This window comes from Faecalibacterium sp. Marseille-P9312, from assembly GCF_902497445.1.
GTDB classification, from domain to species: Bacteria; Bacillota; Clostridia; order Oscillospirales; family Ruminococcaceae; genus Faecalibacterium; species Faecalibacterium longum.
Genome location: NZ_CABVEW010000014.1, coordinates 58,554 through 81,206 on the forward strand (window position 1 = coordinate 58,554; position 22,653 = coordinate 81,206).

19 protein-coding genes and 1 tRNA gene are annotated in these 22,653 nt (G+C 59.7%); 13 read left to right on the forward strand and 7 right to left on the reverse strand.

Annotated features, from left to right (window positions below; all coding sequences use genetic code 11):
- Positions 1-194: 194 nt before the first annotated feature.
- From F3G95_RS10915 to F3G95_RS10925, 3 genes are all read right to left on the reverse strand, one after another.
- Positions 195-1,811, reverse strand: a complete 1,617-nt coding sequence (locus F3G95_RS10915) for a recombinase family protein (protein ID WP_243130361.1) — start codon at positions 1,809-1,811, stop codon at positions 195-197.
- A 253-nt stretch (positions 1,812-2,064) separates the two neighbouring features.
- Entirely contained in the window at positions 2,065-2,484 is a 420-nt protein-coding gene (locus tag F3G95_RS10920; RefSeq protein WP_003864537.1) for a nuclear transport factor 2 family protein, read from the reverse strand.
- 437 nt (positions 2,485-2,921) lie between these two features.
- Positions 2,922-2,997: transfer RNA gene (locus F3G95_RS10925), tRNA-Val, on the reverse strand.
- 223 nt (positions 2,998-3,220) lie between these two features.
- On the opposite strand from F3G95_RS10925, the gene ruvC reads away from it, so the two are divergent.
- The 12 genes from ruvC (at position 3,221) to F3G95_RS10985 (ending at position 15,874) form a co-directional block, all read left to right on the forward strand.
- Positions 3,221-3,733 (forward strand): crossover junction endodeoxyribonuclease RuvC, encoded by a 513-nt coding sequence (gene ruvC / locus F3G95_RS10930; RefSeq protein ID WP_149794946.1) that lies wholly within the window; start codon positions 3,221-3,223, stop codon positions 3,731-3,733.
- Between the two features lie 10 nt (positions 3,734-3,743).
- The gene (gene ruvA, locus F3G95_RS10935; protein ID WP_149794947.1) at positions 3,744-4,355 is read left to right on the forward strand and encodes a Holliday junction branch migration protein RuvA; all 612 of its coding nucleotides are present in this window, start codon (positions 3,744-3,746) and stop codon (positions 4,353-4,355) included.
- A gap of 3 nt (positions 4,356-4,358) precedes the next feature.
- Positions 4,359-5,414, forward strand: a complete 1,056-nt coding sequence (gene ruvB, locus F3G95_RS10940) for a Holliday junction branch migration DNA helicase RuvB (RefSeq protein ID WP_149794948.1) — start codon at positions 4,359-4,361, stop codon at positions 5,412-5,414.
- A 14-nt stretch (positions 5,415-5,428) separates the two neighbouring features.
- Positions 5,429-6,784 carry a phosphoglucosamine mutase gene (glmM, locus tag F3G95_RS10945; protein ID WP_149794949.1) on the forward strand — a complete coding sequence of 452 codons (1,356 nt, stop codon included), beginning with the start codon at positions 5,429-5,431 and terminating at the stop codon, positions 6,782-6,784.
- A 32-nt stretch (positions 6,785-6,816) separates the two neighbouring features.
- Positions 6,817-7,692 (forward strand): class I SAM-dependent methyltransferase, encoded by an 876-nt coding sequence (locus F3G95_RS10950; protein ID WP_149794950.1) that lies wholly within the window; start codon positions 6,817-6,819, stop codon positions 7,690-7,692.
- A 282-nt stretch (positions 7,693-7,974) separates the two neighbouring features.
- Positions 7,975-8,814 (forward strand): energy-coupling factor transporter ATPase, encoded by an 840-nt coding sequence (locus tag F3G95_RS10955; RefSeq protein WP_149794951.1) that lies wholly within the window; start codon positions 7,975-7,977, stop codon positions 8,812-8,814.
- Between the two features lie 14 nt (positions 8,815-8,828).
- Complete coding sequence (locus F3G95_RS10960; RefSeq protein ID WP_149794952.1) at positions 8,829-9,749, forward strand: energy-coupling factor transporter ATPase; 921 nt, start codon at positions 8,829-8,831, stop codon at positions 9,747-9,749.
- The gene (locus tag F3G95_RS10965) at positions 9,743-10,558 is read left to right on the forward strand and encodes an energy-coupling factor transporter transmembrane component T (protein WP_149794953.1); all 816 of its coding nucleotides are present in this window, start codon (positions 9,743-9,745) and stop codon (positions 10,556-10,558) included. Before F3G95_RS10960 ends, F3G95_RS10965 begins: the two co-directional genes overlap by 7 nt.
- 215 nt (positions 10,559-10,773) lie before the next feature.
- A complete protein-coding gene (truA, locus tag F3G95_RS10970) occupies positions 10,774-11,529 on the forward strand; it encodes a tRNA pseudouridine(38-40) synthase TruA (protein ID WP_149794954.1) in 756 nt (251 codons plus the stop codon).
- A gap of 76 nt (positions 11,530-11,605) precedes the next feature.
- The gene (locus tag F3G95_RS10975) at positions 11,606-12,838 is read left to right on the forward strand and encodes a DUF5711 family protein (RefSeq protein ID WP_149794955.1); all 1,233 of its coding nucleotides are present in this window, start codon (positions 11,606-11,608) and stop codon (positions 12,836-12,838) included.
- Between the two features lie 15 nt (positions 12,839-12,853).
- The gene (locus tag F3G95_RS10980; protein WP_149794956.1) at positions 12,854-13,549 is read left to right on the forward strand and encodes a hypothetical protein; all 696 of its coding nucleotides are present in this window, start codon (positions 12,854-12,856) and stop codon (positions 13,547-13,549) included.
- A gap of 24 nt (positions 13,550-13,573) precedes the next feature.
- Positions 13,574-15,874 (forward strand): ATP-dependent Clp protease ATP-binding subunit, encoded by a 2,301-nt coding sequence (locus tag F3G95_RS10985; RefSeq protein WP_149794957.1) that lies wholly within the window; start codon positions 13,574-13,576, stop codon positions 15,872-15,874.
- Positions 15,875-15,930: 56 nt separating this feature from the next.
- Here F3G95_RS10985 and F3G95_RS14085 read toward each other — a convergent pair whose 3' ends face one another.
- Both F3G95_RS14085 and F3G95_RS10990 read right to left on the reverse strand, forming a co-directional pair.
- Positions 15,931-16,062 (reverse strand): hypothetical protein, encoded by a 132-nt coding sequence (locus F3G95_RS14085; RefSeq protein ID WP_270664256.1) that lies wholly within the window; start codon positions 16,060-16,062, stop codon positions 15,931-15,933.
- Between the two features lie 104 nt (positions 16,063-16,166).
- Positions 16,167-17,195, reverse strand: a complete 1,029-nt coding sequence (locus tag F3G95_RS10990; protein ID WP_149794958.1) for a glycosyltransferase family 2 protein — start codon at positions 17,193-17,195, stop codon at positions 16,167-16,169.
- A gap of 219 nt (positions 17,196-17,414) precedes the next feature.
- Between F3G95_RS10990 and F3G95_RS10995 the strand changes: the two genes are divergently transcribed.
- Entirely contained in the window at positions 17,415-18,992 is a 1,578-nt protein-coding gene (locus F3G95_RS10995; protein WP_149794959.1) for a RecQ family ATP-dependent DNA helicase, read from the forward strand.
- A gap of 64 nt (positions 18,993-19,056) precedes the next feature.
- Here the strand turns inward: F3G95_RS10995 and nrdG are convergent, their stop codons facing one another.
- Both nrdG and nrdD read right to left on the reverse strand, forming a co-directional pair.
- Positions 19,057-19,611 (reverse strand): anaerobic ribonucleoside-triphosphate reductase activating protein, encoded by a 555-nt coding sequence (gene nrdG / locus F3G95_RS11000; protein ID WP_149794960.1) that lies wholly within the window; start codon positions 19,609-19,611, stop codon positions 19,057-19,059.
- Between the two features lie 112 nt (positions 19,612-19,723).
- Positions 19,724-21,895, reverse strand: coding sequence for an anaerobic ribonucleoside-triphosphate reductase (nrdD, locus tag F3G95_RS11005; protein ID WP_149794961.1), 2,172 nt, complete (start codon positions 21,893-21,895; stop codon positions 19,724-19,726).
- Positions 21,896-22,653: the final 758 nt, after the last annotated feature.

Below are 22,653 nucleotides of genomic sequence, written 5' to 3' on the forward strand. Positions count from 1 at the left end.
CTTTGCTTTTTACGAATGGCTCTGACGTACATTGTTCCTGTCCGGTACTGCATGAACCGAGGCTCTGCAAACGGTGCTCCGGCAGGCGGTGCTTTCTTGGTAGACATTCCTACAGAAGCTGTAGCTGAGGTGCGCGGCCCTGACGAGTTGCGTTTGCTGATTTTTCCGCAGCCCCTTGACGGGGCCTTGAAAAATCAGAACGCGGCCCCAGCCTCGCCTCCCTGTTTCCGCCGCAGGCGGTGGTCGGCTCCGCTGCTGTTCGAGTCCTGTACCGTCCTGCTCTGACGTGGGTTGGTGGGTGACGCAACAAAAAAGCCCCTGACCCAAGTCAGAGGCTCTTGTTTTGGTGGAGCATTGTCCACAGCACTCGAACCTAAAACCTCTTCACGGGTAACCGTCTTGGCATCATCCGTGAAGTTGAAATTGAGTACGACCCGGTCATCAAAGACGTAGACCGAGTTGACAAAGGTATCAATGATCTGCCGCTGGTGTTCCGTGCTGCCCACGTCACCCTTGCGGAATTTTTCAAGCCAGAACCGAATCCACTCACGGGTCAGGACGGGCTTTTTCAGCTCTTCTTCCAGAATGCTGGTGTTCAGGGCTTCTTTCCGGGCTTCCAGCTCGTCCAACCGCTGCTTGGTGGTCGAGGTCAGGATGCCCTGTTCAATGGCTTCCAGAAGGTTTGCGAGCCGTTTCTCCGTATCCCGGAGCTGCTCTTTCAGAACAGGCAGCCGGGTGTTCTCCTGCTGCTGGGCTTCCATGACCAAATCTATCAGCCGTTCGATAATTTCATCGCTGAAGATCACCTTAATGGCGGTGTCCACCACGAACCGTTCCAGCGGCTCCTTGCGGATAGCCTTCAGGTCACAGTGCGCCTTGCCGTGGCGCTTGGCGTTGCCGCACTTGTAGTAATAGTAGGTGTTTCCCATGTGGCTGGTGCCGCTTTCGCCACCCATCAGGGTGCCGCACTTGCCACAGAACAGCTTAGTGGTCAGCAGATAGCTCACATCCTCTTTTGCAGGCCGACCGTGGGCGATCCTGTTCTGCTCGAAACGCTGCTGCACCCGGTCGAACAAATCCTGATCAACAATAGCCGGAATGCCGCCCGGCGTCACAATGTCCTTGTAGCGGTATTCGCCGATGTAGCGGCGGTTGCGGAAGATCTGGAAGAAGCTGTTCTTTACGAACGGCTTCCCGGTGCGGGTACGCAGGCCGCGCTCATTCAGGGATGCTGCAATCTTCTCAGCCGGTTCGCCGTCGGCGTACCGGGTGAAGATCTCTTGCACGATGGGAGCCGTCTCCGGGTCGATATGGTACAGCCTGTCCTCCTTGCCAATGGTGAAGCCCAGCGGCACCACACCGCCGTTGTACTTGCACTGGAGGGCGTTTTCGCGCTCACCGCGCGCCACTTTCAGGGCGAGTTCGGCGGAATAGTATTCCGCCATGCCAATCAGCATACTCTCCACCATAATGCCTTCAGGCCCCTGCGAGATGGGTTCCATGACAGACACCAGATGGACACCGTTCTTTTCCAGCTGGTACTTGTAGTTCACGGCATCGAATCGGTTCCGGGCAAAGCGGTCCAGCTTCCAGACCAGAACTACGTCGAAGATTTTCTTTCCGCTGTCCTTGATCATCCGCTGAAAGTCTGGGCGGTCATCCGTTTTGGCAGAGTAGGCACGGTCAATGTAGGTGCCGACCACGGTGATGCCGTTCTTCTCGGCGTAGTCCTTGCAGTCGCGCAGCTGTCCCTCAATGGACGCTTCACGCTGGCTGTCGGATGAATAGCGGGCGTAGATCACGGCGGTCATGGTTGCACCTCCTTGGCGCGTATTCGACTTGCCTTTATAGTATCGGGTCAAGCGCAGCTTGTCAACAATCTGCGAGCAGATTGAAATGTGAAAATTGCGAAACGCAGCGAAAAAGGTGAGAGCAAGAATCGTCCCGTGGCCACAAATTTTCAATTCTTGAAAATTCTTGCCACTTTGGGACAGCTTCTTGTTGGGGCGTGCCTGCCCCAAACCCTGCTGGAACGAGTACGGCAAACTGGAATTTATAGTCCTCTCAAAACCAATTTGCTTTTTCTTCTCGAAATACGGGAATATCACTATCTCGATATGGATTGTAATTATGAAGATTGCAACCAAACTCTTTTAATGATTTTATTTTGTTATCCTGTGTCCATACAATTAAAGATATTCCGTCAAATTCTTCAACATTTCCATTATTCATTTTGCTTTTAAAATACCACTCCACGATTGTTTGATTGCCTTGATGAAAAAATTGCTTAATCTCCCAGACAAGAACACTTCCGCGTGTATTCCATTCGTCAAACCAGTGCTTTACCGTTTTGCGGTTTTCATATTTAGGACTCCAACTCTCAGTATATACAACATCATCTGTAAAAATATTGTCAATTCCTAAATCTGCTTTCTTAATCCACATATCAAACCATAATCGGATAATTTTTTCTCTCTCGTTCATAAAGTACCTCCATAACTTCCGATTTACTGGGCTAAGCCGAGTATACCACACTCCACCATGAAAGAACACCCCGATATAGTGAAATTTTGCCATTTTTCTGCGTACGTGCGTACACGATCCGCAGGGATTCTAAGGGGCTTGACCCCTTAGAACACGGACTTTGGAACAAAGTCTAGTGTGTTACACCTTGCCAGAGGTGTACAGGCTCCCGGTACGCACGTACGCAGCAATTGCCATCAATGCGCCATATAGATGGCGATCAAGTTCGCACAAAGCGACCTTGATCCCGCAAAACAAAAGGCAGGATACCACCGTCATAGTGATACCCTGCCTTTGCTCGTTTAATGCTCTGTGTAGTCCTTCCGCAGAACTTCCGATAAACAAAAAACGTACCCAAACCCTTTCTCATAGAGAATCGGGTTCGAGTACGAACTGTATGGTGGACGGTACAGGACTCGAACCTGTGACCTCCTGCACGTCAAGCAGATGCTCTACCAGCTGAGCTAACCGTCCATATTCTGTTTTGCTGTAGTCAGCTCAATTATGATAGCATAGGATGGAATAAAAATCAAGCCCTTTTTGCAAAAATCTTCAAAAAATCCTTCCGGGGCTGGCCGGGACGCCTCTGCCGGAGGGGCGGGAAAGCGGGCGAAGGCTGGGAGTTAAAAGGTTATCGTTGCCCCTTTTTTATAGGTGTGCTATAATAAGATGATTACAATAGGAAAGGTATCGCAGAATGAGAGTATTGGGCATCGACCCGGGCTACGCCATCGTGGGATGGGGCGTGGTGGATTACACGGGAAACCGCTTTGCACCGGTGGATTTTGGCGCGGTGTGTACCGACGCCGGCGTGCCGTTCGAGCGGCGGCTGGACGAGGTGTATGCGGGTGTCAAGGACGTCATCGAGCGGACGCAGCCGGAGGTGCTGGCCATCGAAAAGCTGTTCTACCAGCACAACCAGACCACCGTCATCGGCGTGGCCGAGGCGCGCGGCGTCATCCTGCTGGCGGCGGCGCAGGCGGGCCTGCCCATCTACGAGTACACCCCGATGCAGGTCAAGCAGGCCGTCACCGGCTACGGCAAAGCCGTGAAAAAGCAGGTGCAGGAGATGACCCGCATCCTGCTGCATCTGCCCGCCATCCCGAAGCCCGACGACACCGCCGACGCGCTGGCGATGGCCATCACCTTCTGCCACACCAACGGCAGCCAGCTCAACCGCTTTGCACGGCGTGTGCCGGGGCCGATTTGAGGTTGTTACTATGATATACAGCTTAACCGGAAAAATCATCAAAAAGACCCTGAACGCTGTGGTCATCTGCTGCGGCGGCGTGGGGTACTACGCCCAGTGTCCGGCCAGCGTGGCCGGTGCGCTGCCCGGCGTGGGGAACGAAGCCACCATCTATACGGTGATGAACGTCACCGAGAACGACGTCAGCCTCTACGGCTTTGCCAGCGAGGAGCAGCAGGCTTGTTTCGAGCTGCTCACCTCGGTGTCGGGCGTGGGCGCGAAAGTGGGCCTTGCCATCCTGAGCGTTATGGCGCCCGACCGTGTGGCGCTGGCCATCTCGGCGGGCGACCACAAAGCCTTCAAGGCCGCGTCCGGTGTCGGCCCCAAGCTGGCCCAGCGGATCGTGCTGGAACTGAAAGATAAGGTCGCCAAAGGCTTTGCCGCCGGCATCGACCTGGAAAACGTGGCGGGCGCTGCTTCGGACACCGCCGCCGCACAGGGGGCGGGGCAGGCCATTGCCGCGCTGGTGTCGCTGGGCTACAGCCAGAGCGAGGCCGCACTGGCCGTCTCCAAGATCGACGGCACGCTCCCGGTGGAAGAGATCATCAAGCTGGCGCTGCGCAGCATGGCGGGCAGGAGGTAAACGATGCAGGACGATACCGCGCTCTATGGCGCAAAAATGATGCAGCCCGGGATGACGGCGGCGGACAGCGAGGAAAACAACCTCCGCCCCCAGCATCTGGAGGACTACATCGGACAGGAAAAGGTCAAGCAGAACCTGAAAATCTATCTCGAAGCGGCCAAGCGCCGGGGCGAGCCTATGGATCACATCCTGCTCTACGGCCCTCCGGGCCTGGGCAAGACGACGCTGGCGGGCATCATCGCCAACGAGATGGGGGTGCAGATCCGCATCACCAGCGGCCCGGCCATCGAAAAGCCCGGCGACCTCGCTGCCCTGCTGACCAATCTGCAGGAGGGCGACGTCCTCTTCATCGACGAGATACACCGCCTCTCCCGGCAGGTGGAAGAGGTGCTTTACCCGGCACTGGAAGACTATGCGCTGGATATTATGATAGGCAAAGGCCCCAGCGCCCAGAGCATCCGCATCAATCTGCCCCGGTTCACGCTGGTGGGTGCGACCACCCGTGCGGGCCAGATCACCGGCCCTCTGCGCGACCGCTTCGGTGTGCTACTCAAGCTGGAGCTCTACAGCCCCGACGAGCTGAGCAATATCATCATCCGCTCGGCGGGCATCCTCGATCAGCCCATCACCCCCGAGGGTGCTTATGAGCTGGCCAAGTGCAGCCGCGGCACGCCCCGTGTGGCGAACCGCTTCCTCAAGCGTGTGCGCGACTTTGCCACCGTGCTGGGCGACGGCATCATCGACCGGGACGTGGCGCTGCTGAGCCTCAAGCGGATGGACGTGGACGCGCTGGGTCTGGACGAACTGGACCGCAGCCTGCTCCGCGCCATCATAGAAATGTACAACGGCGGCCCGGTGGGTCTGGAAACACTGGCCGCAGCCCTCGGCGAGGAGGCCGTGACGCTGGAAGACCTGTGTGAGCCCTACCTGATGCAGATGGGCTTTCTGACCCGGACGCCCCGGGGCCGCTGTGCCACCCGGCTGGCTTATGAGCATCTCGGCCTGAAAGCGCCTGAGAGCGACAGCGCCGAGGACAATGGACAGCAGAGCTTATTTTAAGTGAGGTATTTACTATGGGAAAGTATTTTGGTACCGACGGTGTGCGCGGCGTGGCCGGTGCAGACCTGACCTGTGAGATGGCGATGCTCATCGGACGCGGCGCTGCCGCCGTGCTGACCAGCAGCACCGGCCATAAGCCCCGTATCCTCATCGGCAAGGACACCCGCCAGTCCGGGGATATGCTGGAGGCTGCCCTGACTGCCGGTCTGTGCAGCGTGGGCGCGGACGTCGAGAGTCTGGGCGTCGTCCCCACTCCCGCCGTGGCCTATCTGGTGCGCAAGTATAACGCCGACGCCGGCGTGGTCATCTCGGCGTCTCACAACCCGATGGAATTCAACGGCATCAAAATCTTCGCCGGCACCGGCTACAAACTGCCGGACGAGGTGGAGAACGAAATTGAAGCCTATATCGACAATCAGTGCGCGGGCCTCAAGCTGGCCACCGGCGAGGATGTGGGCCGCGTGACCTGCCGCACCGACGGCATCAAGGACTACACCGACCACCTGTATGAGTCCATCGACGGCGACCTGTCCGGCCTGAACGTCTGCATCGACTGCGCCAACGGTGCCTCCGCAGCAGCAGCCCGGCAGCTGTTCCCCCGTCTGGGCGCAAAGTGTACCTTTATCGGCGTGGAGCCTGACGGCAAGAACATCAACGCCGGTGTGGGCAGCACCCATCTGGACAATCTGGAAAAGGCCGTCGTCGAGGGCGGCTTTGACTGCGGCATCGCCTTTGACGGCGACGCAGACCGCTGCCTCGCCTGCGACGAGAAGGGTCAGGAGATCGACGGCGACAAGATCATCGCCCTGCTGGCCATGAACATGAAGGAAAAGGGCTGTCTGGACGGCAATACTGCGGTCGTCACCGTCATGTCCAACCTGGGCTTCATCAAGTTTATGGAGTCCCAGGGGATCCGCACCGAGAAGACCGCTGTCGGCGACCGCTATGTTCTCGAGAACATGCGGGAGAACGGCTACGCCATCGGCGGCGAGCAGAGCGGCCACGTCATCCTTCTCCACCACACCACCACCGGTGACGGTGAGCTGACCGCCGGCAAGCTGCTCAAGCTGCTGGCCAAGAGCGGCAAGAAGATGAGTGAGCTGAACGGCATCTACGCCCAGTACCCTCAGGTGCTGGTGAATGTGGCGGCCAATGCCGCCCAGAAGGCCGCCTACAAGGAAGACAAGGTGCTGGCCGACTTCATCGAGAACGAGGAGCAGAAGCTGATGGACATGGGCCGTGTGCTGGTGCGCGTCTCCGGTACGGAGCCGAAGATCCGCGTCATGGTGGAGGGGCAGGACCTCGAGGCCATCGACCTGTGCGCCAAGCGCATCGTGGATAAAATCAACGAGCGGATCATCGAAGGTTAAGATAGAGATAAAAAGCAGGAAGGAGGACGCATATGCGCCCTGCAGATACATGGAAAGACTACGAGCTGCTGGATGCCACCGACGGCAACCGGCTGGAACGCTGGGGCGAGACGCTTCTTGTCCGGCCTGACCCGCAGGTGGTGTGGAAGACGCCCCAGCAGAGCCCCCTCTGGGCCAGGGCGGACGCCGTTTACCACCGCTCCAATCAGGGCGGCGGCGAGTGGGAGTACCGCCGCCGTCTGCCCGAAAAGTGGAAGATCACCTGTGGAGAAGGGGAGGATAAGCTGACCCTCATCGTCAGCCCCACCGGCTTCAAGCACACCGGCGTCTTCCCGGAGCAGGCCGTCAACTGGGCCTGGTATGCCAGGAAGATCCGCGCCGCAGGCCGGCCCATTAAAGTTTTGAACCTCTTCGGCTACACCGGCGGTGCAACGCTGGCCTGTGCGGCGGCGGGCGCTACCGTCTGCCATGTGGACGCCTCCAAGGGCATCGTCGCATGGGGCAAGGACAATGCCGCAGCCAGCGGCCTCGCCGACCGGCCCATCCGCTGGCTGGTGGACGACTGCGCCAAGTTCGTCGCCCGCGAGAAGCGCCGCGGCAACACCTACGACGGCATCATCATGGACCCGCCGAGTTATGGACGCGGCCCCGGCGGCGAGATCTGGAAGCTGGAAGACTGCATCTACGACCTCATCAGTCAGTGCGAAGAGGTGCTGAGCGACAAGCCGCTCTTCTTTGCGGTCAACAGCTACACCACCGGCCTTTCGCCCGCCGTCATGGAGTATATGCTCAAGACGACGCTGATCCCCCGCTTTGGCGGAAAGACCAGCTGCGACGAGATCGGCCTGCCCGTCTCCGCCACCGGCGGCGTCGTCCCCTGCGGCGCGACGGCGATTTGGGAAGAATGACGCTGAAAGGCTCTCCCCTTGGGAGAGCTGGCGCGTGAGCGCCTGAGAGGGCAAGCCCGTGACTCAAGGGCTGCTTTACAGCGATGATCAGCAGCCTTTGTCAGAGGGAAGTTATCGCTGAGCAGTTCTTTCCATGCTGACATCCTTGCCCTCTCCGTCACCTTCGGTGCCACCTCTCCCAAAGGGAGAGGCTTATACGAAGCGAGAAAGCTTCAACAAAGAATCTTAAAGAATGGGGTACAGCCCCTTTCAGAGGGGCGCACCACCAGAAAGAGAAAACAAATGAGTGAAACGATACTGACAGCAGAAAACTTAAAGTTCCGCTACGACTCGGAGCAGCCCGGCTACGCGCTCAACGGCGTCTCCATGCAGGTCAGGCGGGGCGAGTTCGTGGCCGTGCTGGGCGCAAACGGCTGCGGCAAATCCACCCTTGCCAAGCACTTCAACGCCATCCTCCTGCCGGAGGAGGGCAAGGTGTACGTCGAGGGCATGGACACCGCCGATGATGACAAGCTCTATGACATCCGCCAGACCGTGGGCATGGTGTTCCAGAGCCCGGACAACCAGATCGTCGCCACGGTGGTAGAGGAAGATGTGGCTTTCGCGCTGGAAAACCTCGGTGTTCCGCCGGAAGAGATGCGCCGCCGCGTCGATGACGCCATGAAGATGGCGGGCATCTACGAGTTCCGGGAGCGCGCACCCCACAACCTCTCGGGCGGCCAGAAGCAGCGCGTCGCCATTGCGGGCGTCGTCGCCATGCGTCCCGACTGCCTCATCCTCGACGAGGCCACCGCCATGCTCGACCCTCGCGGCCGTGAGCAGGTGATGCAGACCATCCACCACCTCAACAAGGATCTGGGCATCACCGTTGTGTCCATCACCCACTACATGGAAGAGGCCGCGCAGGCCGACCGTGTGCTGGTGATGAGCCAGGGCAATGTGGTGATGGAAGGCACCCCGAAAGAGGTGTTCAGCCAGACCGAAAAAGTCCGTTCTCTCCGCCTCGACGTGCCGCAGGCCGCAGAGCTGCGGGATGAGCTGGTCAAGGCCGGCATCCCCATGCCCGAGGGCATCATCGACACCGGCGAGTGCGCACAGGCTCTGTATGAGCTGCTGAAGTGAGGGGGGACGGAAACATGGCAAGTATTATCAAAGTAGAACACCTGAGCTATGTCTACAACCCCGGTATGCCGAACGCAGTCACCGCGCTGGACGACGTGAGCTTTGAGGTGGAAGAGGGCGATTTCGTGGGCATCATCGGAGCCACCGGCTCCGGCAAGAGCACCCTCATCACCCACATGAACGGTCTGAACAAGCCCACCAGCGGCAAGATCATCATTGATGGCCGCGACCTCTGGGCCGAGCCGGAAAAGATCCGGGATTTCCGGTTCCTGACGGGTCTGGTGTTCCAGTACCCGGAGTACCAGCTCTTTGAGGAAACATGCTATAAGGACATCGCCTTCGGCCCGAAGAATATGGGCCTCGACGAGGCGGAGGTCGATAAGCGCGTCCACGAGGCGGCAGAATTCGTCGGCCTCGATGAAGCGCTGTTGGAGCGCAGTCCCTTTGAGCTGTCCGGCGGACAGAAGCGCCGCGTAGCCGTGGCGGGCGTCATGGCCATGAAGCCCCGTATCCTCGTTCTGGACGAGCCTGCGGCCGGCCTCGACCCCGAGGGACGGGATGAGATCCTGTCCGAGGTGAAGGACTACCACAAAAAGACCGGCACCACGGTGCTTCTGGTCTCCCACAGCATGGAGGACATTGCCAAGTACGCCGACAAGGTGCTGGTGATGAGCCGGAAGAAGATCGCCATGTACGACACGGTGGAGAAGGTCTTTGCCCGCGCTCCCGAGCTGCTGGAACTGGGCCTCTCCGTGCCGCAGGTGACGAAGATCTTCCTCAAGCTGCGGGAGATGGGCGTGGACGTCCCGGCGGACGTCTACACCATCCCCTACGCCGTCAAGATGATCCTGGCGGCAAAAGCCCGGCGGGATGCAGGGGAGACCCTCGTCTTACCCCGGAATGAAGAACAGAAAGGGGGTGCAGCCGGATGCTGAGAGATATTACCATCGGCCAGCACTTCCCCGGCAACAGCCTCGTCCATCGTTTTGACCCCCGGCTCAAGCTGGTGCTGACCATCCTGTATATCGTGCTGCTCTTTGCGGCGTCCAACCCGCTGGGCCTTGCGCTTTCGCTGATTTTCCTCGCCGCGATGTACGCAGTGGCGAAAATCCCCTTCAAGCTCATCCTCAAGAGCCTGAAGCCCATCTTCCCCATCATCGTCTTTACGGCGGTGCTGAACCCCTTCTTTTTCTCGGGCGAGGGCGACCCGGGGGTCAAGCTCGGATTTCTGACCGTTTACGCGGAGGGCATCCGGTATGCTGTACTGATGGCGGTGCGCGTCATGGCCCTCATCGCAGGCACGAGCCTTTTGACCTACACCACCAGTCCCATCGTCCTGACGGACGCCATCGAGCAGCTGCTCAAGCCTCTTGGCAGGCTCCACTTCCCGGTGCATGAGCTGGCCATGATGATGAGCATCGCGCTGCGGTTCATTCCTACCCTCATCGAGGAGACCGACAAGATCATGAACGCCCAGAAAGCCCGTGGTGCGCAGTTGGACAACGGCAAGATGACCGAGCGCATCAAGGCGTTGGTCCCGGTGCTGGTGCCGCTGTTCATCTCGGCTTCCCGCCGCGCCGACGAGCGGGCCACGGCCAGGGGGGGCCGCTGCTATCGCGGCGGCGACGGCCGCCCCCGCCTCAAGGTGCTGCGGTGCGAAAAGCAGGACTACATCGACCTTGCAGTGTGCATTGCGTGTTTTGCGGCGATCCTCGCTTCGAGATTGGTGTTCCCGAATTTCTAAAAAAGAGCAAAGCCTCTCCCTTTGGGAGAGGTGGCATCGCTTGCGATGACGGAGAGGGCAAGCCAGGAGCGAAAGTGCCGCTATGCAGCGATAGACAGAAGCCTTTGGCAGAGCGATGTTATCGCAGGGATTATGGATCTTTGTCAGCATCCTTGCCCTCTCAGGCGCTTCGCGCCAGCTCTCCCAAAGGGAGAGCCTTTATGAGGAGAGCCAGAATGAATTATCTCTTAAAACTATCCTACGACGGCACGAACTACTGCGGGTTTCAGGTGCAGCCCAACGGGCGGAGCGTAGCTGCTGCGTTTCAGGACGCCCTGGAGGCAGTGCTGGGCTGTCGGCCCGACATCAAGGGCTGCAGCCGCACCGACGCCGGCGTCCACGCGCTGGGCTTCATGCTCAACTTCCACGCCGACACCCACATCCCGGCGGCAAAGCTGCCGCTGGCGCTGAACCAGCATCTGCCCCCGGACATCCGGGCGCTGGAAGCGCGGGTGGTGCCGGACGATTTCCAAGCCCGCTATGCGGCCCACACCAAGACCTATCTCTACCGCATCCACAACAGTCCGATCGACTCGCCCTTTGCCGCGCGGTATTATACCAAAGTGCCGGGGCGGCTGGACGCGGACAGGATGCAGCAGGCGGCGCAGTATTTTGTGGGAAAGCACGATTTCCTCGCCCTCTGCGCCTCGGGCAGCTCGGCTGCGGCTCACGGCGACACCGTGCGCACCATCACGGCCTGTGACGTCCAGCGCCGGGGCGACGACATCGACATCACGGTGACGGCGGACGGCTACCTCTACAACATGGTGCGCATCCTTGCAGGCACCCTCTGTGAGGCCGGCGCGGGGCGTCTTGCGCCTGAGGCCGTGCCGGGCATCCTCGCCAGCCGCGACCGCAAAAACGCCGGGCCGACGCTGGCGGCGAAAGGGCTTTTCCTCAAGAGCGTGGACTACGACACGCCCATAGAATAACGCAAACATGACCGATGCTCCCGGAGGGGAAACGCCCCTTTGGGAGCACTGTCATTGCACGAAGGGACAGGAGAGTATGAGAAAAAGACAGCGCGGCCCCCGGCCTGTGTCGGACGAGCCGCTTTCGGCGGGACGGGTCGAATACCTCGAGCAGGCCCGCGAGCGGGTGCGCAACCGGCGCATCCGACGCACGGCACTCATCGTCGTGGCGCTGACGCTGGTGGTGCTGTTCACCACCGGCATCGTGGGCAGCTCTGTTGCCATGGCCAAGGACTGGGCCGACACCGCCCGCATCCTGCTCTTCCCCGGCACGGGCTGGCCCCAGCAGACCGGCGTCATGGAGGTGAAACAGCTGGCCGCCATGAACAGCAGCTTTGTGGAGCTGGGCGAGGAAGGGTGCGTGGTCTGGTCCCGCACCGGCACCCGGCTCAACTCCATCCAGAGCGGCTACGCCCGCCCTGCGCTGGCTGTGGGCAAGAACCGCTTTGTGCTCTACAACCGCTCGGGCAATGAGCTGCGGGTGGAGAGCCGGACCCAGAACCTCTACACCAAGACGATGGAGAACAGCATCACCCTCTGTGCCATGGCCGACAACGGCACACTGGCCGTCGTCACAGAGGACCCCGGCAGCGCGGCCCGGCTTCGGGTCTACTCGTCCTCAATGGAGCAGCTGCTGAGCTGGAGCCTCACCATCACCGACGGCACCCCGCTGCGGCTGGCCTTTTCGCCGGATGGGCGGCGGCTGGCAGTGGCGGCGGTGACGGTGAACGGCGGCCAGATGGTCACGAATTTCTATGTCGTCACCCTGGCGCAGGGTGACCCCCTGCTGGTGGGCAGCGGAAGCGGCGCGGCTCAGTGGCTGAGCTGGACCGGTTCCCAGAGCATCCTGGCCGTCTGCGACAGCCGCGCTGTCCTCTACAACGCATCGGGCGGAGAGCGGGCAGCCTATGACTTTACCGGGCAGACCCTCCGCGACATCTCGGTGGACGCTTCAGGCAATACTGCCCTTCTGCTGGCCTCCGGCCAGCTCTGTCAGGCCGTGATGCTGGGCCGTGACCTCGGCGTCGAGAACACCACGCAGGTGCAGGCGTCCAACCGCATCGTCCGCTCTGGTGCGCAGTTCTATCTGCTCACCGATACAGGGGTGGAGTGCCTTTCCACCGACGGCACCTCCCAGTGGACCCAGAGCCTTTCGGCCCGCCCGCAGGGTCTGCTGGCCGACCGCAGGCAGCTGCTGGTCTTCTGCGGCAATACGGTGCAGGGATTGACCCCGCCTGCGGCGGAAAACAACGCTCAAAGCAATACATAATAAGGAAAACAAGATATGTTCAAGAATCCGTCATTTCTTTTTGATATAGTATGTACCGTGGTCTGGCTGCTTCTGGCTGTGCGCTATGCCCGCAAGGGCTTTCTCGCAGCCAGTGTCCAGCTGGGCGGGAATGTCTTCAGCCTCGTGGGCGCCCGGGTCTTTTCGGGCTGGGCCGCTGCCGAGGTGTTCCAGCGCTTTCTGGCCGGGAGCTTCCGCACCCAGATCGCCGAGAGCATCTCGGCCGGAGGGGTCGTGGACCTGACCGGCATCGCGGACAAGTACGCGGGCTTTCTGCCCGAGAGCTTCCGCGCCTCCATCGTGGAGACCTGCGAGCGCTCCATCTCGGCTGTGCTCAGCGACAACGCCGTGGTGCTGGCGGACGCCATCGTCCAGAAGGTGCTGGCTCCGCTGCTCACGCCGGTCATCTCGGTCGTGCTCTTTTTCGTGGTCTTTGCCCTGCTGCGGATGCTGGTGAGTATGCTGGTCACCGTGCTGGGCCTTGTCAACCGGCTGCCGGTCATCGGCACCGTCAACCGCTGGCTGGGCTGGGTCACCGGCTGTGTCGCCAGCACCATGGACATCTATCTGGTGCTCTGTGTGGTGTGGGCCGTCATCGTCATCACCGGCGGCAATCTGACCGTCCTGAACGATACGGTCATGAGCAGCAGCCTTTACTATAAAGCATTCAATCTGTTCAACCCCTTCCTGTAAAGGGGAGCTTTAGGAGGAACCTATATGGTCTGCAATCGCTGTCAGAAACGTCCGGCCATCATCTTCGTCCAGCGGATGGAGAACGGCCAGATGAAAAATGAGGGCTTTTGCCTGCACTGTGCGCGTGAGCTGCACATCAAGCCGGTGGAAGACCTGATGAAGCAGTTCGGTATGTCCGACGAGGACATGGATAACATGGAAAACCGGATGGAGAGCATGATGGATGAGATGGGGGATGCGAACCCCCTCTCCCTCATGATGAATATGGGCCAGCCCATGGACGGCGAGGAGAACGAAGGGGACGACGACCTTGTCCCTGGCTCCAGCGCTACCTTCCCGCTGGGCGTCAAGGCGGAGGGCGACGCCGGAAACAGCAAAAAGGCCCAGAAGAACGGAAAGAAGCCGCCCCGCCGCAAATTCCTCGACACCTACTGTGAGAATCTGACCCGCAAAGCCCGGGAGGGCCAGCTCGACGACATCGTGGGCCGCGACCGCGAGATCTACCGCACCATCCAGATCTTGAGCCGCCGCCAGAAGAACAACCCCTGCCTCATCGGTGAGGCGGGCGTCGGCAAGACGGCCATCGCCGAGGGCATCGCGGAGCGAATCGCCAGGGGCAATGTCCCTGTGGGTCTGAAGGATAAGGAGATCTTCCTGCTGGATCTGACCAGCCTCGTGGCCGGCACCCAGTTCCGCGGCCAGTTCGAGCAGCGGGTCAAGGGCCTGCTGAGTGAGGTCAAGGCCGCCGGCAACATCATCCTGTTCATTGACGAGATCCACACCATCACCTCCGCCGGTGAGAGCGAGGGCGCCATGAACGCGGGCAATATCCTCAAGCCTGCCCTCTCCCGCGGTGAGATACAGGTCATCGGCGCCACCACCTTCAACGAGTACCGCAAGTATATCGAGAAGGACCAGGCTCTTGAGCGCCGCTTCCAGCCTGTCCGCGTGGAAGAGCCCAGCGTGGCCGATACGCTGGCCGTCATGAACGGCATCAAGAAGTATTACGAGGAGCACCACCATGTGCAGGTGGATGCCGATGTGCTGAGCGCCATCGTCACCCTCAGTGAGCGGTATATCACGGACCGCTACCTGCCCGATAAGGCCATCGACCTGCTGGACGAAGCCTGCGCCTGCTGCAATCTCGCCCACCCGGTCATCTCGGAGTATCTCGAGATGCAGAAGGAGCTGGACGGCCTCAAGCAGGAAGAGGCGGACATGGAGTCCTCCGACGTCAATGAGGCCATTGACTACGAGCAGGTGGCCCAGCGGAAGACCCGCATCGCCAAGCTCGAGGCAGAGCTGCCCGCAAAGCAGGCTGCTGCCAGCGAGATCAAAGTGACCATGGACGATGTGGCCAAGGTCATTGAGCTGTGGACGGGCATCCCGGCGGTGAAGATCCAGGAGACGGAGTTCGTCAAGCTGGCCGGGCTGGAAGCCGAGCTGAAAAAGAAGATCATCGGTCAGGACGAGGCCGTCCATCTGGTGGCACAGGCCGTCAAGCGGAGCCGCGCCGACCTGTCGGGCCGCCGCCGTCCCGCAAGCTTCATCTTCGTCGGCCCCACCGGCGTCGGCAAGACGGAGCTGGTCAAGCAGCTGGCAAACCAGCTCTTCGACGGCCCCGACCCGCTCATCCGTCTCGACATGAGCGAGTATATGGAAAAATATGCGGTGTCCCGCATGATCGGTTCGCCTCCGGGCTATGTGGGCTACGAAGAGGCCGGCCAGCTCACCGAAAAGGTGCGCCGCCGCCCCTACAGCGTGGTGCTGTTCGATGAGATCGAAAAGGCCCACCCCGACGTCATGAACATCCTGCTCCAGATCCTCGACGAAGGCAAGATCAACGATGCACAGGGCCGGACGGTGGATTTCTCCAATACGGTCATCTGCATGACCTCCAACGCCGGTAGCAGCGACAAGACGACCTCCGGCCTCGGCTTCAACAAGAGCGAGGAGCAGCTGAGTGAGGAAAAGACCCGCAAGGCTCTGAGCCAGTTCCTGCGGCCTGAGTTCCTTGGCCGTGTGGATGATGTCATCGCCTTCAAGCCGCTGAGCCAGCAGACGCTGGAAGGCATCGCGGCTCTCATGCTGGATGAGTACAAGCCCAGCATGGAAGCCAAGGGCATCGCCTACAGTTACACTCCGGCGGCTCTCTCTGCCCTCGTGGCCAAAAGCCAGGGCGGCAAGTTCGGCGCCCGCGACCTGCGCCGCGTCATCCGCAAGGCCGTGGAGGACCCCGCCGCCGAGCGCATCATCGACGGCACCCTGAAAGCGGGCGGCAGCCTGACGGTGGATGCCGAAAATGGTGAAGTCATCTTGAAGTAAAGCAAACAGAAACGGCACTCCGAAGCAGTTCGGAGTGCCGTTTGTCATAGGCAGACTTAGTCGAGGGAGACCGGGAACTCGGGCTTGTTGGCCATACGGGCATTGGTGCGGCCTTCGGGGATGATCTCGCCGGCGGCGGTCAGCGCCAGCTGGTTGAGCGCGAAGCCCGCCGCAGCGCCCAGACCCATTTTCAGGCGGCAAAATTGAAGATTCCTTAACAAATGACCGAAAAAGGCAAAAAAACAGGGCCGCTGCGCAGGCAGCGGCCCTGTTGTATGCAACAATCGTGAATTTAGTTGAACTTGAAGATCTTCCGTGCGATGCGGTAGCCGCCCACCACGATGGCGTCGCCCTTGGGGAAGGGCAGGTTGGTCACGCCGCCGAAGCCGAAGCGGATGGAGCGGTAGACTGCGGCGCTGGTGTGCTCGCGCAGATACTGCCACAGGCCCTTCTGCTTTTCTTTGGCCTCGGCGCTGCCGTCCAGCAGCAGGAAGATGTCGCTGACGGCCATCATCATGGAGAGGTAGTGGAGCATATAGGCCCGCAGCTTCTTCTCGCCCTTGAGGGCGTCGAGGTCCTGACAGTCGATCATATGCCTGGTGACGCGGAGCTGCTGGTCCACGCGCTTGACCATGACGCTCTCGTTGACGCTCTGGTCGGCCCGGCCGATGAAGTAGCGGTAGAGGTCGAGGTTCATATAATACATGGTCTTGACGAAGGGCAGAGGCTGGTAGACGAAGATGTTGTCCACGTAGAAGGTATGCTTGGGCAGCACCATGCCGCACTTGCGCAGCACCTCCGTGCGGTACATGACCGAGTGCATCAGCAGGTTCTGGTCGGGGCGGAAGTGGCCGACGTGCATCCAGGTGAACAGACGCTCCTGCGGGAAGATGTTGGTGTACCGTACAGTGTGGCGGGTGCCGTCCTCGGTGTGCTCGTAGACATAGTTGCAGATCATGAGGTCGGGGGCAGTGCCGCGGGTCACGAGGGTGTGCAGGCGAGCCAGCACCTTCTGGAGGGCGTCGGTGTCCAGCCAGTCGTCGCTGTCCACGACCTTGTAGTAGAGGCCGGTGGCGTTGCGGATGCCCTGGTTGACGCCCTCGCCGTGGCCGCCGTTCTCCTGATGGATGGCCTTGACGATGGTGGGGTACTTGGCGGCGTACTCGTCGCAGATAGCCGGGGTCTCGTCCTTCACGGAACCGTCGTCCACGAGGATGATCTCGGCCTGCTCCCCGGCGGAGAGCAGCGTTTCGATGCAGTGGCGCATATATGCCGCCGAGTTGTAGCACGGGACGGCAAAGGTGATGAGTTTCTGTTGCATAAAATAAGCTCCTTATCGTGCTTGCCCGGCCATGTTCAGAACAAAATGGGCCGGAGATGGAGATATGTGTTCTTATTATAGCATTTTCGCGCACAAAAAGCTAGGAACACCAGCAAATACCTGCCAAAAAACGACGACAGAAGAGCGGTCTGATACCATTTCGGGCCGGGCTGTGCTATAATAATACGGATACAGATTTGAAAAACGCAGGAGGCACCCATGGCAGACCCGCATTCTATCTTGAAAAAAGTTTTTGGCTACGACAGTTTCCGCCCCGGGCAGGAGGACATCGTCCGGCGGCTGCTTGCCGGGCAGGATGTGCTGGCGGTGATGCCCACCGGTGCGGGCAAATCCATCTGCTATCAGGTGCCGGCCCTGCTTCTGCCGGGCATCACCATCGTGGTGTCGCCGCTGGTCAGCCTGATGAAGGACCAGGTGGGGGCGCTGGTGCAGGCGGGGGTGGCGGCGGCTTTCCTGAACAACAGTCTCACCGACAACCAGAAGGCCCTTATGCTCCGCCGCGCCCGGGAGGGATGGTATAAGATCATCTATGTGGCTCCGGAGCGGCTGGAAATGCCGGGCTTCCAGCGCTTCGCACAGGAAAAGCTCATCAGCATGGTGACGGTGGACGAGGCCCACTGCATCAGCCAGTGGGGGCAGGACTTCCGCCCCAGCTATCTGCGCATCAAGGAGTTCGTGGACAGCCTGCCGAATCGCCCGGTGGTGGGCGCGTTCACGGCCACGGCGACAGCCCGGGTGCGGGACGACATCCGCAGCCACCTCGAGCTCCATCAGCCCTATGAGGTGACGACCGGCTTCGACCGGCCCAACCTCTACTTCGAGACGCGCCGCGCCCTGCCCAGCCAGAAGCCCAAGGAGCTGCTGGACCTTGTGCTCCGGGAGGGCGACAACGCGGGCATCGTCTATTGCAGCACCACGAAGCAGGTGGACGAGACGGCCCGCCTGCTCCAGAGCCGGGGCATCCGGGCAGCGGCCTACCATGCCAAGCTGGATGCGGACACCCGGCGGAAGAATCAGGACGACTTCCTCTACGACCGCGTTCAAATCATGGTGGCGACCAACGCCTTCGGCATGGGCATCGACAAGCCCAACGTCCGGTTCGTCATCCACTATAATATGCCCAAGGATCTGGAGAGCTACTATCAGGAGGCGGGCCGCGCGGGCCGCGACGGTCTGCCGTCCCGCTGCATCCTGCTCTATTCCGGTACGGATGTGCGCACCATCCGCTTCTTCATCGACAAAGAGATGGAAGCGGACAACGGCCTGCCCGCCGACGTCAAGGCCGAGGCCGCCCGCAAGGCGGAAGAGCGGCTCAAGTATATGACCTTCTACTCCACCACCCAGAAGTGCCTGCGGCGGTTCATGCTGAATTATTTCGGCGAGGCCGCACCTGAAAAATGCGGCAACTGTTCCTGCTGCCTCTTTGCCGAGCAGAACGCGCAGGAGGTGGAACAGCGCGCTGCCGCCGCGAAGCAGAGGGCTGCGGCCAACTCCCGGCGGCTGTCGGCCCGCCGTGCTGCTGTCGGCGGCGACCTCAGCGAGGCAGACGAGAAGCTGCTGGCCGCGCTCTACGCCCTCCGCAAGCGTCTTGCAGCGAAGCAGAATGTTCCGGCCTACATGGTGTTCAGCGACGCGACCCTCCGCGAGATGGTCCAGAGCAAGCCCCTGAGCATGGATGAGTTTTTGAACATCACCGGCGTCGGCGAAAAGAAAGCCGCCCGCTATGGCATGGCGTTCCTGCGGGCCATTGAGGATATGGTGGGAAGCAGAGAATAAGAAAAAAGCGCAGATCTTCCACGAGCGGAGAGGCTCGTTGTGGAAAATCTGCGCTTTTTATTTATCATTCCATCGTATGGGTGGAGAACACTTTTTCGTCCTGCCACCACACCGGCTGCCCGGCGGCGAGGGACTTGGGAACATCCAGCAGACGCTGGTTCCGGCTGCCCCGGAAGCGGAGGGAGATGTCGTGCTCAGCCTCCACGAAGCGGCCATCCACCAGCACATCCAGCAGACTCAGCAGCTCGTCGGTGACTTCGCACCGCGCATGGCAGGGGACTTTGCCGGTCAGCTGCTCCCAGGTGTAGCCGGAGTAGCACCAGACCGTTTTCTTCGGGTAAAGGGCTTTGAAATTTTGCACGAAGGTCACCAGCTCCCGCTGGTTCTCCGGCTCCATCGGCTCGCCGCCCAGCAGGGAGAGGCCCGTGATATAGTCCGGCTTGCAGGAGGCGAACACCTCGTTGCGGACGGGCTTGTCGAAGGGCTGGCCATAGCCGAAATCCCATGCCACCTCATTGAAGCAGCCGGGGCAGTGGTGGCGGCAGCCGGAAACGAAGACGCTGGTGCGGACGCCCGGCCCGTTGGCGATGTCGTAATATTTAATAGTCGCGTAGTTCATAAATCAGACCTGAAAGCAGAGCACGCTGCTTTGCCTTGCAATTTTTTTGTGCTTGGGTAGCTTGCCAATGGCTTTCCCCTCTGGGGGAGCTGGCGCGAAGCGCCTGAGAGGGTCACAAGTGCAACACCCGATCCTTGATCTCCTGCGTCCGGCCCTGGTTCCAGAACTGGGTGCCGATATAGCCGCAGGTGCGGCGGGCGACATTCAGCTTGTTCTGGTCACGGTTGCCGCACTTGGGGCATTCCCACACCAGCTTGCCGTCGTCCTCGACGATCTTGATCTCGCCGTCGTAGCCGCAGCACTGGCAGTAGTCGGACTTGGTGTTCAACTCGGCGTACATGATGTTGTCGTAGATGAACTGCAGCACGCTCATGACCGCCTCGAGGTTGTCCTGCATATTGGGGACTTCCACATAGCTGATGGCACCGCCCGGAGACAGCTTCTGGAACTCGCTCTCGAACTTCAGTTTGGTGAATGCGTCGATGTGCTCGGAGACATGGACGTGGTAGCTGTTGGTGATATAGTTCTTGTCGGTGATGCCGGGTACGATGCCGAACCGCTTCTGCAGGCACTTGGCGAACTTGTAGGTGGTGGATTCCAGCGGGGTGCCATAGAGGGAGTAGTCCATGTTCTCGGCCTTCTTCCACTCGTTACACTTGTCGTTCATGTGCTGCATCACGCTGAGGGCGAAGGGCTTTGCGCCGGCGTCGGTGTGGCTCTTGCCGGTCATATATTTTACGCACTCATACAGGCCGGCGTAGCCGAGGCTGATGGTGGAGTAGCCGCCGAAGAGCAGCTTGTCGATCTTCTCGCCCTTCTTGAGGCGGGCCAGTGCGCCGTACTGCCACAGGATGGGGGCGGCGTCGCTGGGGGTACCCAGCAGGCGCTTGTGGCGGGCCTGCAGAGCACGGTGGCAGAGGGCCAGACGCTCGTCGAATATCTTCCAGAACTTATCAAAGTTGCCGCCGGAGCTGAGGGCCACGTCCACCAGATTGATGGTCACGACGCCCTGATTGAAGCGGCCATAATACTTGGGCTTGCCGGTCTCGGGGTCAACATAGGGGGTCAGGAAGCTGCGGCAGCCCATGCAGGTGTAGCAGTGGCCCTCGCCATTCTTGTCTACCTTCAGCTCGAGCATCTTCTTCTCGGAGATATAGTCGGGGACCATCCGCTTGGCGGTACACTTGGCAGCCAGCTCGGTCAGGTAGTAGTAGGGGTCGCCGGGGTGGATGTTGTCCTCTTCCAGCACGTAGATGAGTTTGGGGAAGGCGGGGGTGATCCAGACACCGGCCTCGTTCTTCACGCCCTGATAGCGCTGACGGATGGTCTCCTCGATGATGATGGCGAGGTCAGCTTTCTCCTGCGCATTGCGGGCTTCGCCCAGATACATGAACACGGTGATGAAGGGGGCCTGGCCGTTGGTGGTCATGAGGGTGACGACCTGATACTGGATGGTCTGGACGCCGCGGTTGATCTCGCTGCGCAGGCGGCGTTCCACGATCTCACGCTTGCGCTCGTCAGAGACATCCAGACCCTCCATCTCGGCCTCGACCTCGGCAGCGATCTTCTTGCGGGAGACGTCCACGAAGGGGGCAAGATGGGTCAGGCTGATGCTCTGACCGCCATACTGGTTGGAAGCCACCTGTGCAATGATCTGGGTGGCGATGTTGCAGGCGGTGGAGAAACTGTGGGGCTTCTCAATATAGGTGCCGGAGATGACGGTGCCGTTCTGGAGCATGTCGTCCAGATTGACGAGGTCACAGTTGTGCATGTGCTGGGCAAAATAGTCGGAGTCGTGGAAGTGGATAAGGCCTTCCTGATGCGCCTTAACGATCTCCGGGTCCAGCAGCAGGCGGGCAGTCAGGTCTTTGGAGATCTCACCGGCCATATAGTCGCGCTGGACGCTGTTGACGGTGGGGTTCTTGTTGGCGTTCTCCTGCTTGACTTCTTCGTTCTGGCACTCGATGAGGCTCAGGATGCGCTCGTCGGTGGTGTTGGTCTGGCGCTTGAGGCTCTGGATATAGCGGTAGGTGATATAGTGGCGGGCGATGTCATGGGCCTTGATGTCCATGAGCTGGTTTTCCACCATATCCTGTACCTCTTCCACGCTGACAGCGCGGTTGAGTGCCTGACACTGGTCGGTCACAGCTGCGGCGATGTCAGTGATCTGCTCCCGGGAGAGACGGGCCTTGCCGCCTACCGAATCGCTGGCCTTGGTGACAGCGGTGATGATCTTGGTAATATCAAAAGGCACTTCCGCACCGTTGCGTTTGATGATCTTCATAGCGCTCCTCCTGTTTCGCGTATACAGTGTGAACGGGTGTCTCCTGATACAAGAGGCACCCGCAACTCTCATTGGTCGTTGGTACTATCATATCACTATTTAGTGATATGTCAATGGAAGAACCACTACATTTTGTGTTTTGTAGCTTTCGCCAAAAATAGAGGAAAATTTCCGGAACAAAATTTGAGACGAAACCTCTTGACAATCTGCACAAAGGAAGTAGTGCTTTCCGCAGGGTAATAAAGGCCATTGTCTATACTGTGCCCCCTTATATAATACATTATAAAAGACAAAAGACTTTGCCTGAAGAATCCAAGAGGATGAAGCGGATTTGAGTCAGCGCGAAAAAACCTGAAAAAACTTGCAAAAAGGTGTTGACATCCGGCCCGGTGTATGGTATTATACTTGAGCGCCAAGCGCTGAGACAAAAGAATGACTTCTGAGTCCCAGCTGGAAGTAAAGCGAAAAGAACCAATAGACGTCCGAAAGTTCCGGTCAGCGCCGAGAAACTGAGAATGCTCCAAGTTCGCCGGAGAAATCCGAATCACGAAAAACTTCGAAAAAAGAGCTTGACAAAAAATCACTTCTGTGATAAAATGAACAAGCTGTCAGCCGCTTGGCTGAGGCGCAAACAGGACCTTGAAAATTGAACAATATCGAAAAACTTGTAACGGAACCTATTTTCGTGTTGGAAAAACACGTTAAACAATTCCAAACAAAGTAATTCACACAGGACGCAAGCGATTGCGTGCTGAGCG

Bases quoted from the DNA above. Each gene is read 5' to 3' on its own strand.
- F3G95_RS10915 (WP_243130361.1), bottom strand. From the start codon at position 1,811: ATGACCGCCGTGATCTACGCCCGCTATTCATCCGACAGCCAGCGTGAA.
- F3G95_RS10920 (WP_003864537.1), bottom strand. From the start codon at position 2,484: ATGAACGAGAGAGAAAAAATTATCCGATTATGGTTTGATATGTGGATT.
- ruvC (WP_149794946.1), top strand. From the start codon at position 3,221: ATGAGAGTATTGGGCATCGACCCGGGCTACGCCATCGTGGGATGGGGC.
- ruvA (WP_149794947.1), top strand. From the start codon at position 3,744: ATGATATACAGCTTAACCGGAAAAATCATCAAAAAGACCCTGAACGCT.
- ruvB (WP_149794948.1), top strand. From the start codon at position 4,359: ATGCAGGACGATACCGCGCTCTATGGCGCAAAAATGATGCAGCCCGGG.
- glmM (WP_149794949.1), top strand. From the start codon at position 5,429: ATGGGAAAGTATTTTGGTACCGACGGTGTGCGCGGCGTGGCCGGTGCA.
- F3G95_RS10950 (WP_149794950.1), top strand. From the start codon at position 6,817: ATGCGCCCTGCAGATACATGGAAAGACTACGAGCTGCTGGATGCCACC.
- F3G95_RS10955 (WP_149794951.1), top strand. From the start codon at position 7,975: ATGAGTGAAACGATACTGACAGCAGAAAACTTAAAGTTCCGCTACGAC.
- F3G95_RS10960 (WP_149794952.1), top strand. From the start codon at position 8,829: ATGGCAAGTATTATCAAAGTAGAACACCTGAGCTATGTCTACAACCCC.
- F3G95_RS10965 (WP_149794953.1), top strand. From the start codon at position 9,743: ATGCTGAGAGATATTACCATCGGCCAGCACTTCCCCGGCAACAGCCTC.
- truA (WP_149794954.1), top strand. From the start codon at position 10,774: ATGAATTATCTCTTAAAACTATCCTACGACGGCACGAACTACTGCGGG.
- F3G95_RS10975 (WP_149794955.1), top strand. From the start codon at position 11,606: ATGAGAAAAAGACAGCGCGGCCCCCGGCCTGTGTCGGACGAGCCGCTT.
- F3G95_RS10980 (WP_149794956.1), top strand. From the start codon at position 12,854: ATGTTCAAGAATCCGTCATTTCTTTTTGATATAGTATGTACCGTGGTC.
- F3G95_RS10985 (WP_149794957.1), top strand. From the start codon at position 13,574: ATGGTCTGCAATCGCTGTCAGAAACGTCCGGCCATCATCTTCGTCCAG.
- F3G95_RS14085 (WP_270664256.1), bottom strand. From the start codon at position 16,062: ATGGGTCTGGGCGCTGCGGCGGGCTTCGCGCTCAACCAGCTGGCGCTG.
- F3G95_RS10990 (WP_149794958.1), bottom strand. From the start codon at position 17,195: ATGCAACAGAAACTCATCACCTTTGCCGTCCCGTGCTACAACTCGGCG.
- F3G95_RS10995 (WP_149794959.1), top strand. From the start codon at position 17,415: ATGGCAGACCCGCATTCTATCTTGAAAAAAGTTTTTGGCTACGACAGT.
- nrdG (WP_149794960.1), bottom strand. From the start codon at position 19,611: ATGAACTACGCGACTATTAAATATTACGACATCGCCAACGGGCCGGGC.
- nrdD (WP_149794961.1), bottom strand. From the start codon at position 21,895: ATGAAGATCATCAAACGCAACGGTGCGGAAGTGCCTTTTGATATTACC.